Below are 17,001 nucleotides of genomic sequence, written 5' to 3' on the forward strand. Positions count from 1 at the left end.
AGCCCGTCTCCTGCAAACTCTTACACATTGTTTTGAAAAATTTTATCTATCAGGAATATCCATTTTGCATCTTCTTTTGCAGCAAATGAGTTAACTTGCAAGAGAAATGGTTTTAATGGTTTTTAAGTTACTGATATAGAGCAAAAATAGAGTTGGCATGAAACATGGTTGAGTTGCCCTGTTGATGATATGGGGTAAACGAGATGAAGTATTGTTATCACTTATTGGTTTTGTTGGTTCTCGCAGGATGCGGAGGTGGGGATGACGGCACTTCGTCTCAATCCCAGCAAGAAAAGCCAACCACAACACTGCTTGGTGAAAATACAGTGCCTACGGATGCTAGATTTCAGCAGTTTGAAACTTATTTATTTGAAATAAACCCTGCAGACTTTGAATTCTCCGGCAACCGGCTTTACCTCAAAGTTTACCTCTCTTCCGGCAATACCTTGTACCTGGGCCAAATTGACAAGCAAGATCTGTTCGCTTTTCCGATTTCTGTGCCGATTAAGGAACAGGCGGTTAGGTATGACTTGTTCAGCGACTTTGCGGGTGACAAAGCTGTCACAGGGGAGAGCACGCTATGAAAAAAGCACTATTGATGTATTTTGCAGGGGCGATATCGATGCTGTCTCAAGCGATGGCCGCCGAGCAATCCATCTTGCTCAAAGATACCGTTTCGACTCAGGGAAGTGGTAGTATTGATTTGTTTAAAGCACAGATACCGCAAAATAACCCGACGGCTGCAACCTTGGAAAACTTGCGGGCTGAGAACAATAATAGCTTGGTATTGGCGGTTGATGTCAATGAAGCAGCAAACGGCACAGAGAAAGCCTCAAGCCAAGGTGTCGCCGTTGAGTCAGTTACTTTGACGGTCGTTTCTGACGGGAATACCTTTACCTTTACTGATTTTTCCACCCCGACTCAAAGCTTGTTGGCGAAAGCCGGGCAAACGGATCGGACTCTTTTTTATACCCTGATTGGCAGAACGGGCTCCTCTTCCCTGACGTCGAATACTGGATGGGAGGGGACGTCGTTTGACGCGGTACTGACGATTCCTGTTAACGTCTCGCTGGAGAATGCCACGTCAGTAGTGGTGGAGATTACCTTTCTGGAAACCAATACTTCTTTGGGTGACCCTGAAGCCTTTTATGATTTTACGGCAGGGCCTGAAGATCTTGCTTTGCTGAGTCAAACAGATGCGGCAACCCTTTCTGAAGAAGCCCCTGGACAAGATGAGGCGCCTTTGGTGATCACCCAGAATCAAATAGGCAGTGAGACGGATTCGTGGGTGTATTACCCTTCTTCCGTGGAGTATTACGTGGCAGCCTATGAGGATAATTACCCGGTTAAGAGCGACTATGATTTCAATGATTTGGTCGTGGGCTATCGCGTGGGTTATGGGATGACAGGGCAGCAAGTGACCTCATTGATTGTTTATGGTTATATGATTGCGAGGGGATCTGGTTATACCCACGATTGGCATTTGCACATTGGCTTGCCGGATGCCGCATCGGGCACTGGTACCCTGAACCTATTCAAGCCGGACTCTGCCGAACAAGAAAGTGGCTACCCGCAAACATTTTCCCTTACGGGAAGTTTTGACAAGCGCCTGCTGCAGGGGACGAAGTCGTTAATGAGGAGCCCCAGCTCGGAATTTGCCAATACAGAAATCGATATCGACTTGATAAAAGGCCATAAGTTTAGTGTTGCCTTTGATTTTGATACCCCTATCGAGATTTCAAGCATCTCTTTACCACCTTATGACCCTTACTTGTATGTACAAAACACCGGTTATGAAATTCACTTACCCGAGTATGCTTCTCGGTTAGGCAGTTCTGTGAATAACGCAGAAGCCATTGGTGGTTTCAAGAACGAGCAGGGTTACCCATTTGCCATTATTATTCCTGAAGATTGGGAGCCGCCCCTCGAGCGGGAGGATTTGGGCGGCGTATACACGACTTTCCTAGAGTTTGTTACCAGTAATGGCGAGCAAGAGGACGCCTGGTATACCGCTCCGGCACAAGACAAAATCAAGCAGATCGGCAAGGCCTTTTGGAAATGGGATTAAAATACGCTTTTATGGTGGAAATTGTCCAATGACTTGACCTTAAACTCATTGCGCAGGGATAATATGGCACAATCAATAGGCTAAGGGTTTAACTTGGCCTGCTGGTTTACCTGTTTAACTAAGATTGCCCGTGACGGAGTCGAAATGGCGAAACTATCCCTTCAAGAGCAGATGCTAAAAGCTGGTCTTATTGACAAGAAAAAACTGAAGAAAGCGGGCAAGCAGTCCAAAAAATCCCGTACTCTGCGTAATGAAGCCAAAGCGGCTGTTGAAGCCAACAAAGCAGCCCAGTTGGAGCAGGATAAAGAGCTGAACCGCCAGAAGCAGGATGAGGCGAACAAGAAAGCCATCGCTTCTCAGGTCAAGCAGTTGATCGAAATGAACAAACTCGAATTGGCTGATGGCGATATCGGTTATAACTTTACCGACGGTACTTTGGTTAAGAAGATTTATGTCGATAAGCCGACACAAGACCAACTGGTGAGTGGTCGTTTAGCGATTGCCCGTTACCTTGAGAGCTATGCCGTGATCCCTGGCGTGGTTGCAGACAAGATTAGCCAGCGTGATGAAGAGACGATTATTGTCAACAATACTGTGTCTGAGCAGGAAGTTGATGAAGATGATCCATACGCAGATTTCCAGATCCCAGATGATCTGATGTGGTAACGGTTTGATTCTTAGTGATTGATAAAGCCCAGCATTGCTGGGCTTTTTGTTTTCAGCCCTAAACCACCTACTTCAGTAGGTGGTTATCATCCAGCGAGGCTTTGCCTGAAGTACTACTCATGCTAAATGCTCTCTTGATTTTTCGCGAAGTCAAAGAGGACAAATAACATGAGTAGATATAACCAAGCTTCCCACGTATTTTGGCGATGTCAATATCACATCGTATGGACGCCCAAGTACCGCTTCAGGATTTTGAAGAACAATGTGGGTAAAGAGGTTTATCGGTGTATCCAGGTCTATTGTAATCAACTTGGATGTGAGGTCATTGAGTTGAATGTACAAGTTGACCATGTACACCTTGTCGTAAAGGTTCCGCCAAAGTTATCAATATCCAAGTTGATGGGGGTATTGAAAGGCAAAATAGCCTTGAAGTTATTCAGTAAGTTTCCGTATTTGAGAAAGAATAAGCTTTGGGGAAATCACTTTTGGCAAAGAGGCTATTTTGTCGATAGCGTTGGAATTAATGAAGAAATAATCCGGCGATATGTAAGGCATCAAGAGAAGAAAGAGCGTCAAGAACAGGGAGAGTTAGCGCTGAACTAAACAAAGGCCCCCTTCGAGGGGGCTCATGCAAAGCCACCTTCTTTAGAAGGTGGATCTTTTACTTTTAGCTGTTTCCTCACAATCATCATTGTGGGTTAAGGAAGTCAGAGATATGCCGGTAAGTCGCTGCGCAATGCTCTGAGACCAGATCCTCCAAGTTTAGGAACGCGTGTGTCATGTCGTCGAAATGGTGATGGGTACTTTCTACCCCTAGTATCTGCAAGCGTTCGAAATACCGCTTTCCCTCGTCTTGTATCGGGTCAAATCCGGCCGTTATGAGTGTGGTTGCAGGGTGGTTACTGGGTAACGCCCCAAACAGTGGCGAAGCTTCATGGCGGTTTTCACCAAGCTGGAAATATTGGTCGAAATACCATTGTATTTTAGCGGTTTCCAAGATAAAGCCTTCACGGTAGTCAATTAATGACTCGCAGGAAAAGGTGTAGTCGAGGCTAGGGTATATCAAGACCAATTTGTCTACGCTATCAGGATTGCGTTGGGCCAGCGTTGCAGCCAATGCCCCCCCTGCTGAATCGCCTGCCAGAGAAATAATTGGCTCAAAGGCGATAGGTAAGGGCTTTAGCGTGTTAATCATTTCTTCCAGGCCCATGATGCAGTCTACCAGACCTTTGGGGTAGGGGTGTTCGGGTGCGAGCCGATAATCAACCGTCACAACAATGTGCTGGCTATGGTGGGCGAGACGGCGGCTAATTGGATCATAGACCTCAATGCTGCCACACATATGGCCGCCACCATGGAAAAAAAGCAGTATCGGCAACTCATGCTCTGGCGATGGGTGGTAAATTCGGCATGGAATTGACGTGCCGTGGATATGGGTATCAATTACTCGGCTGATATCCACCATCGTTGTAACAAATTGGTGGGTAATGGTTGCTAGTCCCAGCCTAGCCATTTCTGGGGTTGGCGGTATGCCAAGTTGTTTAGCCTCTGCAAGCGCATCATTGAATGATTTTAGCCATACCTGAAGGTTTGTTGGCATGTCGGCCATGAGAGCTTCCTTGTTGTTTTAGCCGTTTAATTTCGGGGACTCGCTCAATCAGGTAATCCTTGAAATTGGCGCAGCGAGCTGGCATATACTTTCGTGGTTTGAAATAGAGGTTGAGCTCAAATTGGCTGCTGACGTAATTCTCCAAAACCGGCTGCAAGGTCTGTCGGGTGAGCTCTTGGGAGATCAAACTGATCGGTAAGTAGGCGATCCCACCACCGTTAATCGCGATATTTTTGAGGATCTCGCTATCATCGGCTTCAACCGTTTGGGCGATCTCCACCGTTGAATACTCCCCGTCTAGTTCGAAGATCCACCGGTTGCCACCAACCAGCGTGCTGGCATACAGGCAGCGGTGATGTTTGAGATCATCGGGGACAACCGGCTTGCCGTTTTTTTCTATATAGTCCGGCGAGCAGCATGCCATGAGGGGCTCCCTTAGCAGCGACCGCTTGACCAGCAGGCTGTCTTTGTCCTGAAACCCGCGGTAGGTGGCATTGGCGCGAATGGCAAAGTCGACATCGTGGACATGATCAACCTCGAAGGCCGTTTCCAGGACGACAAAGTTTATCGAAGGGTGAAGCTGGAGGTATTCGCCGATGATTTGGCTGAGGTAGTGCTTGGCAAAGAGCGGCGTACTGGCAATTTTGATGGTCCCTCTGTCTTCACTGCTCATGTTTTGGACTTCGTTGAAGACATCATCTATCTGGGTGTGCAATAGGCTGAATCTGTCGAATAGCCGTTGCCCAGCTTGGGTAGGGGTGATTTTCCGTGTTGTGCGCTTGAGTAAACTCACCCCCATTTTCTCTTCCAGTTCATTCAACCAGCGGCTGGCGGCGGAAGGAGAGATGTTGTTGTGCTTGGCCGCTTCGCTGATCGAACCGGTTCTTACAACATGAAGAAAGAAGACAACCTTGTCCAGCATGTGCACCCCCAAAATCCATTTACCCCCATATAGTTATAGCAAAAAAGTGCCAAAAAATGATGACAGCATAGTTATATCGCCAAATGACGTCCCATATTCGCAAATGTGATTTGCATCAATGTGAGTAATTGTTTGGGGGGAATCTTCTAAAATACCAGAATACAGTGAGTTGTGTTGCCCGTCACAACTGCAGGCACTCGCTAATACCAGTTCTAACCGTTTAGATGTCAACAGTTTGGTATTCATTAAGGGGAATATAAAAATGCTAGAAAATAAAGTGTGTATCGTGACAGGTGGTGCCCAAGGTATTGGCCGCTGCATTGTTGAAACCTTTGCCAAGCAGGATGCGCTGCAAGTATATGCTTGCGACATGAACTTAGCTGCAATGGCTGACTTGGAAGCAAAATACCCGAATGTAAAAGGGGTTGAGTTGAATGTTTGCGATCGCACCAATATTGCTCAATTTGTGGAAAAGGTGAAGTCGGAACACGGCAAAATTGATGTTCTGGTTAATAATGCGGGTGTGACACGAGATAACCTGATAGAAAAAATGACTGAGGAAGATTGGGATCTGGTCTCGGATGTCAACCTCAAGGGCGTGTTCAACATGACCCAGGCCATTGCACCCGTGATGATTGAAGGTGGCTCGGGGTCAATTATAACCATGTCTTCAGTGGTCGGTACTGATGGTAATATTGGCCAGTCTAATTATGCGGCTACTAAAGGTGGCGTGATTGCCATGACCAAAGGATGGTCGAAGGAGTTTTCTCGCAAGGGGGCCCAGGTCAGGGCCAACTGTATTGCTCCTGGGTTTATCGAAACTCCAATGACTGTCGATTTACCGGATAAAGTGCTGGACTTCATGCGGCAGAAAACACCGTTAGGCCGGATGGGCAAACCGCAAGACATTGCCAACGGTGCCTTGTTCCTGGCGAGTGACAACTCGGCCTTCATTACCGGCCAAACTTTGAAAATTGATGGTGGGTTGGTGATCTAACTTATTCGCTTCAGGTAACGTCACAATCCCCTGCGGTACGGCAGGGGATTTTTTATGCGCGGTTATTAAATCTGTTGTGCCGGTAATGCCGTGTCGCCCGCCGTTGGGCTATTTCAGATCAAAAGTGGCAGCTAAAGAAATCATTCTCCCATTGATTGGATAGGGATGAACGGAGCAAGCGAAGTTTAATCCAGTGCGTAATGCTATTTAGCATGATGTTGTCCTTTAGCCGGGTTGAACGGGCTGTTGGGTTGAGAGCCAAAGATATACCGTGAAAACTTGGCTTACAGTTGTACGCTGAATGGGGCGCTTGGTCAATAAAATAGTGTTCATTATTTATAAACAGATCATTTAACTAATATTAATCACTATCAAAATGGTAACGGCGGATGCCTAATTTGACGGGCGGGGGAGTAGGAAGCGGAAATAGCGACTTGCAGGAGAAGTTACCAAGCAAAAGAGCCCACGAGACTGGGCTCCGTTGTTAGTGTTGAAGGTACATTAGTGAACGCGCTTGACGCTATCGCGTTCTACCAGTGTCGGTTCGAGTTGGATCACCGTGTTGGTTTCGTGCTTGTTCTGGATCTTGTCGAGCAGGATATCGACGGCTTGTTGTCCCAATCGGTGTTTGGGCTGGTGGATTGTCGTTAGTGACGGGGTAATGTACTTGGCCAGCTTGATATCGTCGTAGCCAACAATTGATAGATCTTCCGGTACGCGAATACCTTTTTTGCTGGCGGTATTGATTACGCCCATCGCCATCATGTCATTACAGACGAACAGGGCTGTTGGTAGTTCACCCCTGGCAAATACTTCATTAAAGGCGATTTCCCCGCCTTCACACTCGAAGTTGCCCGAGGCAATCCACTTCTTGTTGACTTCCAATCCGGCTTCTTCCATCGCCTGCACATACCCCGACAAGCGCTGCTGGGCGGTGAGTTTATCAAGCGGGCCGGTTAGGCAGCCAATTTGGGTATGTCCTTGGTCGATGAGGTGTTTGGTCGCCAGATAACCGCCATGGTGCGAGTTATCCTGGATTTTATCGCTCGGGAAATCGATCGGGCCCCAGTCCATCACCACGGTTGGGACCGGTTGGTGGCGAGAAAATAGATCGAATGCCTGACCGTCAACTTCGCTGCACATCAAAAGCAGTCCATCGACCCGTTTTTGCAGCAGGATATCGAGGCTGTCACGCATACGGGCTAGATCGCCTTCGGTATTGCACAGGATCAGGTTGTAGCCTTGCTCGTAGCAACGGCGCTCGACCCCTTTTACCACCTCGCCGAAAAAAGGGTTGGTCGAGGTGGTCACGAGCATACCGAAAGTACGGGTGTGGTTAACCTTAAGGCTTCGCGCCAAAGCTGACGGGGCATAGTTCAGCTCTTTCACTGCCGCCATGACACGGGTAGAAATGTCTTCACTGACAAAGCGGGTTTTATTTAGGACATGGCTAACCGTAGAAGTCGAGACTCCTGCGAGCTTTGCTACATCTTTGATTGTCGCCATAGGCTCTCCCTGAACCGTGCCCAGGCGGGCACGGTACCAATTACTTACTGGTGCTCAATAAGAAAACGTTCCACTTCACGGCGGTGTGGAATAGAGGTTTGAGCACCCATTCGAGTGACTGAAATCGCGGCAGCAGCATGGGCAAAACGAATGGCGTCATCCATCGCCTTGCTTTCCTGCAGGCCGGTCAGCAGCGCACCGTTGAAGGTATCGCCGGCAGCCGTGGTATCTTTGGCATCTACACGGAAGCCCGGTACTTGTCGGCCTTGGCCGTTCTCGCTTACCCACACACCTTGGCTGCCCAAGGTGATCATAACGTGCTTGATGCCTTTCTCGTGCAGGGCATCGGCGGCCTGTTGGGCGCTGGTAGTGTCTGTCACCTTGATACCGGTTAGCAGTTCTGCCTCAGTCTCGTTAGGCGTAATCATATCAATATGTTGCAATAAGTCATCCGATAATGGCTGGGCAGGGGCTGGGTTTAGTACTACACGAGTCCCAGCTTGCTTTGCCACTTTTGCTGCCGCTTCGATGGTCGCCATCGGGGTTTCCAGTTGCATCAGTAGCGTATCGGCCTGCTTGATCAGGTTGTGGTGAGGCTCGATGCGAGCCGGGCTCAGGCAAGCATTGGCTTCGGCCGATATAGCGATACTGTTTTCTCCGGTTGCCGCCACTTGGATCATCGCAATACCGGTAGGCATATCTTTCTCAATCATCACGCCATCGGTATTCATGCCTTCTCTGGCAAAGGCGTCACGCATCTCGTGGCCGAAGCTGTCGTCACCGACACAGGCGATAAAGGCGATATCGGCACCCAGGCGGGCGGCCGCTACTGCCTGGTTTGCCCCTTTCCCCCCGGGGATCACACAGTAACTGTGGCCATGCAGTGTTTCTCCCGGACGAGGAAACGAAGCAACTTGCAGAACATGATCGGCGTTCACACTGCCAAGAACGACTAATTTATTCATATTGGGACCTTTTTCATTCTCATTGGCCAAAATGTATGGCTTAGCAGTTGGGTAGAAGTAGGTTGCTAAGCGATAGATTTTGCACCCTTTTTAGGGTTAAAACTAAGGCGCGAAAGCTGAAGTCATATCGACGCCTTAGTTTAAGTGTTCCTAGATCCTAGAATTTAGGCACTAGGTTCTAGGTCCTGTCTCTTATTCAGAAACCACTTTCAGAGGAACAGGGATGTTTGCTTCAACCTGCTCGCCTTTCAGCATCTTGTCGGCGGTTTCCACACCCAGTGCACCAATTAGGTCTGGCTGCTGGGCGATAGTCGCTCCCAGTTTGCCGCGCTTAACCGCAGCGATACCGTCATCAGTGCCGTCAAAGCCAACGATCAGGACATCTTTGCCCGATGCCTGTACGGCACGCAGGGCACCCAGCGCCATTTCGTCGTTTTGGGCAAATACTGCTTGTACGTCAGGGTTAGCCGCCAGCATGTTTTCCATCACGTTCAGGCCTTTGGTGCGGTCGAAGTCCGCTGGTTGGCTCGCTAGTAGTTCCATGCCGCTTGCATTAACCGCTTGCATGAAGCCTTTACCACGCTCACGGGCTGCAGAGGTACCGGCAATACCTTCTAGTTGGATAACGCGGGCTTTTTCACCCACTTTTTCCATGATGAACTTACCGGCCATTTCACCACCGGCCACGTTGTCAGAGGCAATGTGGCTGACTACTTCACCGCGGCTGGCACCACGGTCCAGGGTTAGGACAGGGATGTTAGAGCGGTTGGCCATGCGGATAGCATTGGAAACCGCATCGGAATCGGTCGGGTTGATCAGAATTGCCTTCACGCCACGAACTGTCAGATCTTCCACATTGGAAAGCTCTTTGCTTGGATCGTTTTGTGAATCAAGAACAATCAGGTTATAGCCCAACTCTTTCGCTTTGGCTTCTGCCCCTTCTTTCATGGTAACGAAGAATGGGTTGTTCAGCGTGGAGACAACCATTGCCATCGTGTCCTGCGCGGCAGCCGTAGAGCTGAATGAAGCTGACAGTACAGCGGCAGAGATCAGGGTTGCTAACTTTTTCATTCTATTTTCCTTTCTACATATGTCGGGTGGAGGCGGGCAGGGGGCTACCCGCGAACAGAGGTTGTGTTACTTATTTTTGTTATCTACTAGGACTGCCAGCAGGATAACCACTGCTTTCGCAATCATTTGGTAGTAGGAGGAGACATCCAATAGGTTTAGGGCGTTGTTCAAAAAGCCGATGATCAGTGCACCGATCAGGGTACCCATAATGCGGCCTTTACCACCAGCAAGGCTGGTACCGCCAAGAACAACCGCAGCGATAGCATCAAGCTCGTAGCCCATACCCGCTGTCGGCTGTGCCGAAGACAGGCGAGAGGTCACGATGATGCCGGCAAGCGCGGCGAGCAGACCACAGATGGCATAGACCCCAATCTTGACGCGATCCACATTGATACCAGAAAGACGAGCTGCTGATTCGTTACCGCCGAGGGCATAGATGTAGCGACCGAAACGGGTGTGGTTCAATAGGTACCATACCGCGGCAAAGACAATCACCATCAGCCAGATTGGCACTGGGATACCCATCGCGTAGCCGGTGCCGAACCAGGCAAAGCTGTCAGCAACGTCGGTGAAGCCAGTAGAGATAGGTCGACCATCGGTGTATACCATGGTGACACCGCGTAGCAGGGTCATGGTGACTAGGGTGGCAATGAAGGCCTGGACCTTGCCCTTGGCAATAATGACACCACTGATAGCACCGAGAGCTGCACCTGCCAGCAGGGCAGTAGGCACGGCAATCATGACTGGGACTTCCATCGCAATCAGTGAGGCGGCAAAAGCACCACATAAAGCCAGTACCGAGCCGACGCTCAGGTCAATACCGGCGGTCAGGATAACCAGTGTCATACCCACCGCAATGATGGCATTGACCGAGGTTTGACGCAGGATATTCAGGATATTGTCGACAGTGAAAAAGTTCGGGTTCAGAAATGACACCACGACAATGAGGAATATGAGCGCAATCAGAGACTTCTGCTCGATTAGCCACTCTTTGCTAAATAGCTTGGCGCTACCTGAGTTTTGTTGTTTGGTCATAGCGTTGCTGCTCATGCTGCTACCTCGTTGATTTGTTTACCCACAGCGCAGGCGAGAAGTTTTTCTTGGTCGGCCTCTTCAGCCATGAATTCACCGCTGATTTTGCCTTCGTGCATGACCAAAATGCGGTCACTCATGCCGAGTACTTCCGGCATTTCAGAAGAAACCAGGATGATGCTCATTCCTTCTGACTTGAATTGGTTGATTAGCTGGTAGATTTCTTTCTTGGCACCGACATCGACTCCGCGGGTTGGTTCGTCCAAAATTAATACCTTAGGTTTGGTCATCAAGCCTTTGGCAATGGCCACTTTCTGCTGGTTACCGCCAGAGAGGTTACCGATGATCTGGTTGTGGGTCGGTGTCTTGATGTTAAACAGGCGAATAAAGTCCTCGACGGCAGTGACCTCGTCGTAATGCCGAAGCTGGATGCCTTTTGACAGCTGCTCGAGCGAACAGATCGACATGTTCTCCTTCACCGATAGGCCAAGGATCAAACCATCCCCTTTTCGGTCTTCGGAAATATAGGCGATGCCGTTGGCCAGGCCGTCTTGCGGGGTCAGCGGGTTGATCACCTTGCCATCGAGGACCACATCACCTGACTCACGTTCAAGGGCACCGTAAATCACTTTCATGAGCTCAGTGCGGCCCGCACCCATCAGGCCAGAGATCCCCAAGATCTCACCGCGATCCAAAGTAAAGCTGACATCGTGGACGCCCGGGCCGTTAAGGTTTTTCACTTCGAGGCAAGTGGTACCGTGTTTGACGTCGATCCGCGGGTACTGCTCATCGAGGCGGCGGCCAACCATCATTTCGATCATGGTGTCTTCATCGATATCGGCAACTGCACGCTGGCCGATGAACTTGCCGTCACGCAACACCGTGATGTCGTCACAGATCTCGAAGATCTCTTTCAAACGGTGGGAGATATAAACAATACCCGTGCCTTCTTCACGCAATTCATTGATCACCTTGAACAGGGATTCTGTCTCGGTGTCGGTCAGGGCGTCCGTCGGTTCATCCATAATGATGACTTGGGACTTGAACGACAGGGCCTTGGCAATCTCGACCATCTGCTGTTCGCCAAGGCTCAGGTCGCCCAGCAAGGTACGTGAACTGTGCTTCACATTCAGCCGGGCGAGTAGGGCATCGGCTTCCTTGTACATCTGTGACCACTTGATACCGCCGAACGCGTTGGTTTTCTCGCGGCCAAGGAAGATGTTTTCGGCGATGGTCAATTCCGGGATCAGGTTCAGCTCCTGGTGGATGATACTGATCCCAGCCTCCTGCGAATGGCGGGGGCCATTGAAGTTAACCGTCTGGCCTTGGTAGCGAATCTCGCCAGCGTCCATGTGGTAGATGCCAGTCAACGCTTTCATCAGTGTTGACTTACCAGCACCGTTTTCACCCATCAAGGCCATTACCTTGCCCGGGTAGACATTCAGGCTGGCCTTGTCCAGCGCCTTTACGCCGGGGAATGCCTTTTCGATGTCTTTGAGTTCTAAAATTGGCTGAGTCATAGGGAGTCCTTGCAACTGGTCTCTGCAACTACGGGTGCGCTTAAAACACGACGCCGGCTTGGAAAATGACATTGGCATATGGGGTGCATTCGCCAGTACGGATCACCGCTTTACTGTTCTGGGTATGTACTTTGAATGCCTCGTGAGGCACATAAGCAATGTTGAAGGTTTTCCCGCACATCGCTTCTTCTTCTCTGACTAGGGCAATCAGCGCATCGTGGTGCTCTGGGCTGACTTGCTTGAATTCTTCTGCCATCACCACGCCTTCAATCTGCATCTCGCCCAGCAAGGCTTTTACTGTCTGGATGAAGGTGGGAACACCTGGGATAAGGGCAAGATCAATGCGTTGGGTTTCATCTGGGATTGGCAGACCCGCGTCACACACAGTGACTTCATCGGTATGGCCAAGAGTGGCAACCAGATAGGACAATTCTGAGTTGATGAGTGCGCTCTTTTTCATGCTTGCACCTTAGTTATTGATGGTGGTGATGCTTCTAACGTCGTATGCCAACCTTGGCCGTATCATCCGTGTCTTAATTTTCCATCGAAACGATTACGCAATCGTTTCGATGGCGATAAATGTAAAAGCAAACGTTTCGATGCGCACTAATTATGGTTGAAAAATGTGATTGGGCTCAGAAGAAATATCCTTTTGGTGAATGTTTTTTGTGCATTGGGAATCATGGCGGCAGGGGCTATGTGATTTTTATGTAAGGTTTTGCAAAGGGGGGGAGTTTGCTTTGAAATTTGGCGGGCGAAAGGCTTATTATTGCAGCGTATATACGCCTGCAAATAGCTCGGGCGCAGATCTTTAATCACCGAAATGGACTGATCGTGATGGTAACCGTACTCCAGCTTCAACCTGTCTTGCTCAGTATTGCCCCAGTTTCAGTAGCTGTGATGCTATATGCGATGAAGAGGAAGAAATTGTGGTTGATGCGGGTGTCATTGCTTGGAATGGTGCTGTCAGTGTTTCTACTTTTTGCCTTTCAATACCTGGATTATCGCTATCTAGAAAGTTGCCTCCAGCAAGGGGAGGTCTACAATCCGTTGCAAAACTCTTGTATCAAATTCAATTAGCGATTTTCAGACTAGCTTAGCGTTGCCAAGATAACCTGTGCACTGGGAAAGACAGCGTAGGCCTCGTCCCCAATATTGAGCCCCGTCACGTCTTCGCTTCCTTTATCAATCAGGGCACAAATCTCATCGTTTTGGTTGAGTGTCAGGGTTACTTCGACCGAATTGTCGTCGGCATCGATCGCTTTGACTCTTCCCATTATCCAGTTATGCCCCGAGGTGGTATCGTGCGTGTCTTGATCGGGCTGGGCCTCAGGCATTGACGAGGGAAGTTTGATATCGATGGCCGGCCCTTTGATCAGGGCTACCACATCTTTCCCCTGATGCAGGTTCAGCCGAACTGTGCTGCCATGGGTGATAGTGGCGGTGAGCTTTATGCCTCCCTGCAATACGACAGTGATCAGATCATGTAGGGCATGGTTTTCTATCTGCTCAATGGTGCCAAAGAGCTGGTTTCTGGCGCTGGTTTGCAGCGACAGCTTGCTCATGACACCAAGCAGGCTGTGCAGCGGTACACTTTCGTCGTTGAGCGCTTCCAACCCCATCGATTGGATTTGTTCCAGCAGCTCATACATTTGTACCAGCCGCTGGCCATGATTCGTCAGCAAAGCGCCACCACCGCCTTTTCCCCCTTTTTCAGATTCGATGAGAGGAAGTTCAGACTGGTGGTTCATTTCCTTTACGGCATCGTATGCGGCTTTGTAGCTGATCCCTGCGAGCTTGGCCCCCTGGCTGATCGAACCCGACGAGGCAATGGCTTTTAGCAGGGCGATGCGGCGGGGATTGGCGAACATTTTGCCTTGTTGCGACAAGGTAAGCGTTGCGTCGAAATCCATAGTGTTGTCCGTCCCTTTGTGCCAATGTGTGCCAGATCATACATCGTTGCGGTGTTTTTCCGTAGAGTATACCTGACTTTTAGTAGTGATTGATTTATAAAACAAAAAAATCAAGATATGAAGGAAAGCGGAACAATGAAACCAAAGCAAACCCTACTGTTTATTCTAAACGATGCACCCTATGGCTCGGAGCGCTCTTTCAATGGCTTGCGGCTGGCGATTAATCTTGGTGAGCAAAGTGAAGCCGAGACTGAAATCAAAATCTTTTTGATGTCTGATGCCGTCAGCTGTGCACTGCCAGCCCAAGCGCCGGGAGAAGGGTACCATGTCCAGCAGATGCTGGAGATTCTGATCGCCCAAGGTGCCGAAGTGAAACTGTGCAAAACCTGCTGCAACGCCCGCGGACTGTCGTCATTGCCACTTATCGAAGGTGCCGAAATTGGTACATTGGATGATTTATCACTCTGGACGCTACAGGCCGACAAAGTCGTGACATTCTGATCAGAGCCAGGGCTGATGGTATTCAGCCCTGTATGCCTTCGGTCAGTGGATTGATAGGCGTTAGCCGGTATAGCTGCTCGCACGGCTCAGCAACTGAAAACCGATGTTGACACTGCCAGCCGAGCCCGCAGGTGTGTCTCTATCCTCAATTTTCCCAACTAGCAGCTCAGATGCCTTGATCGCCATGTCTGGATAATCGACGTGAATAGCCGTGATACCAGGGTAGCTTTGCTGGCAATAGTCAGCCCCGTCAAGGCAGGTTATCGCCATCGATGTCGGTACTTTAATCACCCTGCGTTGGCACTCGAACAGTGCACCCATGGCAATGTTTTCATGGGTACAGATCAATGCATCTAGCTCCCGCTCTCGCAGTAGCAACTTTGCGAGCCCTTCTGCACCTAACTCGATGCTGGCTTGCCCGTGGGAGGTCAGGAAATGATCTGGGGTCAAGTAGCCTTCGAGCATCGCTGCCTGCCAGCCTCTGAGCTGCTTGTTGAGGATCGCCTGGTCACCATGGCCACCGATAAAGCCAATGTTCTTGAATCCTTGGGCGATTAGCTGCTGGGTCAAGACTTTTGCCGCTTGGTAATGATCGACACCGACATTGAGATCTATGGCCAACGGGGTGATTTCATTGACTTCGAGTACGGGAATATTACAGGCTTCGAGTAACTTCCGTCCTTTTGCCGAACGCTCACTGCCAAACAGTACGATAGCCGCTGGGCTACTGGCCAGAATGTTGGTGAGGATTTTCTCTTCTTGCTCTAACACACCGCCGGTATAGCTAATTTGCAGTTGGTAATTACGCTTAGCCAGGTGGGATTGAAACGGCCCGATGAATTGGCCGCAGGCACTCTCCGTCATCGACGGAATAAGCATGGCGATCGTATCGCTCTGGCCTGAAGCGAGCGCGCCGGCGGCTTTGTTGGGAATATAGCCAAGCTCATCGACGGCTTGTTGGATTTTTTCGCGCAGTTTGTCAGAAACCTGCTCTGGGGTACGCAGTGCCCGTGATACTGTCATCGAGCCCACACCTGCGAGTTTGGCAACATCCGCGAGTGTTGCACGACCTGTGCTGCGACGTTTTCGAGGCTCAGCCATCGAATCTCCCTACATCATAAAATAGCATTGCTAATTCAAGTTGGTTAGCAATGCTATTTTCATTTAAAAATCAGATGCTTAATTTTAACATCCTGATCGCGTTATTGTGAAACATGCATTTTAACCTTGTTGATACCAAGGTTCCAATTGGTTTGCCAGCTCTGTGAGATTAAAAATGGTAGCGCTATCACAAATTTTGGTAGCGCTATCAGGTAGCGCTACCAAATGTGATTTTGATCGCTTTATTTATCCAGTCCGATCGTTAAAGTGGCCCCAACGACACAAGTTACCCATTGAAGAAACGAGAAGAGCGATGCTGAAAGAACTGCTTACCCAAGATGTAATTAGCCTTCATGATTCGGCTGAAAACTGGCAACAGGCGATTGAGTTGTCTTGCCAACCGCTGATTGACAATGGTGCGATCGAACCAAGCTACGTTGAGGCAATTTTCAAGTCACACCAAGAAATGGGGCCTTATTACGTCATCGGTCCAGGGATCGCAATGCCGCACGCTCGCCCCGAAAACGGTGTAAACCGCCTGGCGCTGGGGCTGACAGTGATCCGCAACGGTGTGAACTTCGATGCCGATGAAAATGATCCGGTGAAAATGTTGGTGACACTGGCTGCGACCGATAGCAACAGCCACGTCGATGCGATTGCCCAGCTCGCAGAGCTCTTTATGAACGAAGAACATGTGGCGCAAATCTGTGCCGCGCAAGATGTTGCCGCTATTCGCCGCATCATCGAAACCTATTAATTCAAATGGCTTTTGCCAAACAAACAACGGCGAATTGTTCGCACACTAATAACGCTTAAAGTAGTAGAAAGGTAGAATATTATGAAAATCATGGTTGTATGTGGTCACGGTCTAGGCACTTCTCTGATGATGGAAATGAGCATCAAGGGCATCGTGAAAGACTTGGGTGTAGCGGCAAATGTAGACCATATTGATTTGGGGTCGGCGAAAGGCACCGAAAGCGATATCTTTATCGGTACTAATGATATTGCTGAGCAGCTGGTCGCTCAGGGTATCGACGGAAAAATCGTTGCTCTGGACAACATGGTAGATAAAAACGCGATGAAAGACCGTCTTTCTGCAGCCCTACAAGAGCTTGGCGCACTATAAGAGG

General features: G+C 49.5%; 18 protein-coding genes. 8 read left to right on the top strand and 10 right to left on the bottom strand.

Going from position 1 to position 17,001, the window contains the following annotated elements; all coding sequences use genetic code 11:
* The first annotated feature begins 203 nt into the window (after window positions 1-203).
* The 4 genes from PTW35_RS19340 (at window position 204) to tnpA (ending at window position 3,337) form a co-directional block, all read left to right on the top strand.
* A complete protein-coding gene (locus PTW35_RS19340; protein WP_281028565.1) occupies window positions 204-584 on the top strand; it encodes a hypothetical protein in 381 nt (126 codons plus the stop codon).
* Window positions 581-2,068 (top strand): LruC domain-containing protein, encoded by a 1,488-nt coding sequence (locus PTW35_RS19345; RefSeq protein ID WP_281028566.1) that lies wholly within the window; start codon window positions 581-583, stop codon window positions 2,066-2,068. Before PTW35_RS19340 ends, PTW35_RS19345 begins: the two co-directional genes overlap by 4 nt.
* Window positions 2,069-2,212: 144 nt before the next feature.
* Window positions 2,213-2,734: a DUF2058 domain-containing protein gene (locus PTW35_RS19350; protein WP_281028567.1), complete on the top strand. Its 522-nt coding sequence runs from the start codon at window positions 2,213-2,215 to the stop codon at window positions 2,732-2,734.
* Between the two features lie 168 nt (window positions 2,735-2,902).
* Window positions 2,903-3,337 (top strand): IS200/IS605 family transposase, encoded by a 435-nt coding sequence (gene tnpA / locus PTW35_RS19355; protein WP_039460255.1) that lies wholly within the window; start codon window positions 2,903-2,905, stop codon window positions 3,335-3,337.
* A gap of 85 nt (window positions 3,338-3,422) precedes the next feature.
* On the opposite strand, the gene PTW35_RS19360 is transcribed toward tnpA, so the two are convergent.
* Window positions 3,423-4,343, bottom strand: coding sequence for an alpha/beta hydrolase (locus PTW35_RS19360; protein ID WP_281028568.1), 921 nt, complete (start codon window positions 4,341-4,343; stop codon window positions 3,423-3,425).
* Complete coding sequence (locus tag PTW35_RS19365; RefSeq protein WP_281028569.1) at window positions 4,294-5,265, bottom strand: LysR family transcriptional regulator; 972 nt, start codon at window positions 5,263-5,265, stop codon at window positions 4,294-4,296. The genes PTW35_RS19360 and PTW35_RS19365 overlap by 50 nt, the downstream gene beginning before the upstream one ends.
* Window positions 5,266-5,527: 262 nt before the next feature.
* Here PTW35_RS19365 and fabG point away from each other — a divergent pair, with 262 nt between their 5' ends.
* Window positions 5,528-6,262, top strand: coding sequence for a 3-oxoacyl-ACP reductase FabG (gene fabG / locus PTW35_RS19370; RefSeq protein ID WP_281028570.1), 735 nt, complete (start codon window positions 5,528-5,530; stop codon window positions 6,260-6,262).
* 501 nt (window positions 6,263-6,763) lie between these two features.
* On the opposite strand, the gene PTW35_RS19375 is transcribed toward fabG, so the two are convergent.
* The 7 genes from PTW35_RS19375 to PTW35_RS19405 form a co-directional block, all read right to left on the bottom strand.
* Window positions 6,764-7,768, bottom strand: coding sequence for a substrate-binding domain-containing protein (locus PTW35_RS19375; protein WP_281028571.1), 1,005 nt, complete (start codon window positions 7,766-7,768; stop codon window positions 6,764-6,766).
* Window positions 7,769-7,812: 44 nt separating this feature from the next.
* Window positions 7,813-8,733, bottom strand: a complete 921-nt coding sequence (gene rbsK, locus PTW35_RS19380; RefSeq protein WP_281028572.1) for a ribokinase — start codon at window positions 8,731-8,733, stop codon at window positions 7,813-7,815.
* Between the two features lie 192 nt (window positions 8,734-8,925).
* Window positions 8,926-9,804: a ribose ABC transporter substrate-binding protein RbsB gene (gene rbsB / locus PTW35_RS19385; protein ID WP_044621446.1), complete on the bottom strand. Its 879-nt coding sequence runs from the start codon at window positions 9,802-9,804 to the stop codon at window positions 8,926-8,928.
* Window positions 9,805-9,870: 66 nt separating this feature from the next.
* Window positions 9,871-10,854 (bottom strand): ribose ABC transporter permease, encoded by a 984-nt coding sequence (rbsC, locus tag PTW35_RS19390; RefSeq protein ID WP_044621445.1) that lies wholly within the window; start codon window positions 10,852-10,854, stop codon window positions 9,871-9,873.
* The gene (gene rbsA, locus PTW35_RS19395) at window positions 10,851-12,356 is read right to left on the bottom strand and encodes a ribose ABC transporter ATP-binding protein RbsA (RefSeq protein WP_281028573.1); all 1,506 of its coding nucleotides are present in this window, start codon (window positions 12,354-12,356) and stop codon (window positions 10,851-10,853) included. Before rbsA ends, rbsC begins: the two co-directional genes overlap by 4 nt.
* Before the next feature lie 40 nt (window positions 12,357-12,396).
* Window positions 12,397-12,816 (bottom strand): D-ribose pyranase, encoded by a 420-nt coding sequence (gene rbsD, locus PTW35_RS19400; RefSeq protein WP_044621443.1) that lies wholly within the window; start codon window positions 12,814-12,816, stop codon window positions 12,397-12,399.
* A 631-nt stretch (window positions 12,817-13,447) separates the two neighbouring features.
* The gene (locus PTW35_RS19405) at window positions 13,448-14,269 is read right to left on the bottom strand and encodes a TOBE domain-containing protein (protein ID WP_281028574.1); all 822 of its coding nucleotides are present in this window, start codon (window positions 14,267-14,269) and stop codon (window positions 13,448-13,450) included.
* 135 nt (window positions 14,270-14,404) lie between these two features.
* Here PTW35_RS19405 and PTW35_RS19410 point away from each other — a divergent pair, with 135 nt between their 5' ends.
* Window positions 14,405-14,770, top strand: a complete 366-nt coding sequence (locus tag PTW35_RS19410; protein ID WP_039461939.1) for a DsrE family protein — start codon at window positions 14,405-14,407, stop codon at window positions 14,768-14,770.
* 60 nt (window positions 14,771-14,830) lie between these two features.
* Here the strand turns inward: PTW35_RS19410 and PTW35_RS19415 are convergent, their stop codons facing one another.
* A complete protein-coding gene (locus tag PTW35_RS19415) occupies window positions 14,831-15,871 on the bottom strand; it encodes a LacI family DNA-binding transcriptional regulator (RefSeq protein WP_281028575.1) in 1,041 nt (346 codons plus the stop codon).
* Window positions 15,872-16,184: 313 nt separating this feature from the next.
* Here PTW35_RS19415 and PTW35_RS19420 point away from each other — a divergent pair, with 313 nt between their 5' ends.
* Both PTW35_RS19420 and PTW35_RS19425 read left to right on the top strand, forming a co-directional pair.
* Window positions 16,185-16,628, top strand: coding sequence for a PTS sugar transporter subunit IIA (locus PTW35_RS19420; RefSeq protein WP_281028576.1), 444 nt, complete (start codon window positions 16,185-16,187; stop codon window positions 16,626-16,628).
* Window positions 16,629-16,709: 81 nt separating this feature from the next.
* The gene (locus PTW35_RS19425; protein WP_281028577.1) at window positions 16,710-16,997 is read left to right on the top strand and encodes a PTS sugar transporter subunit IIB; all 288 of its coding nucleotides are present in this window, start codon (window positions 16,710-16,712) and stop codon (window positions 16,995-16,997) included.
* The last annotated feature ends 4 nt before the right edge of the window (window positions 16,998-17,001 follow it).

This window comes from Photobacterium sp. DA100 (assembly GCF_029223585.1).
Taxonomy (GTDB): Bacteria; Pseudomonadota; Gammaproteobacteria; order Enterobacterales; family Vibrionaceae; genus Photobacterium.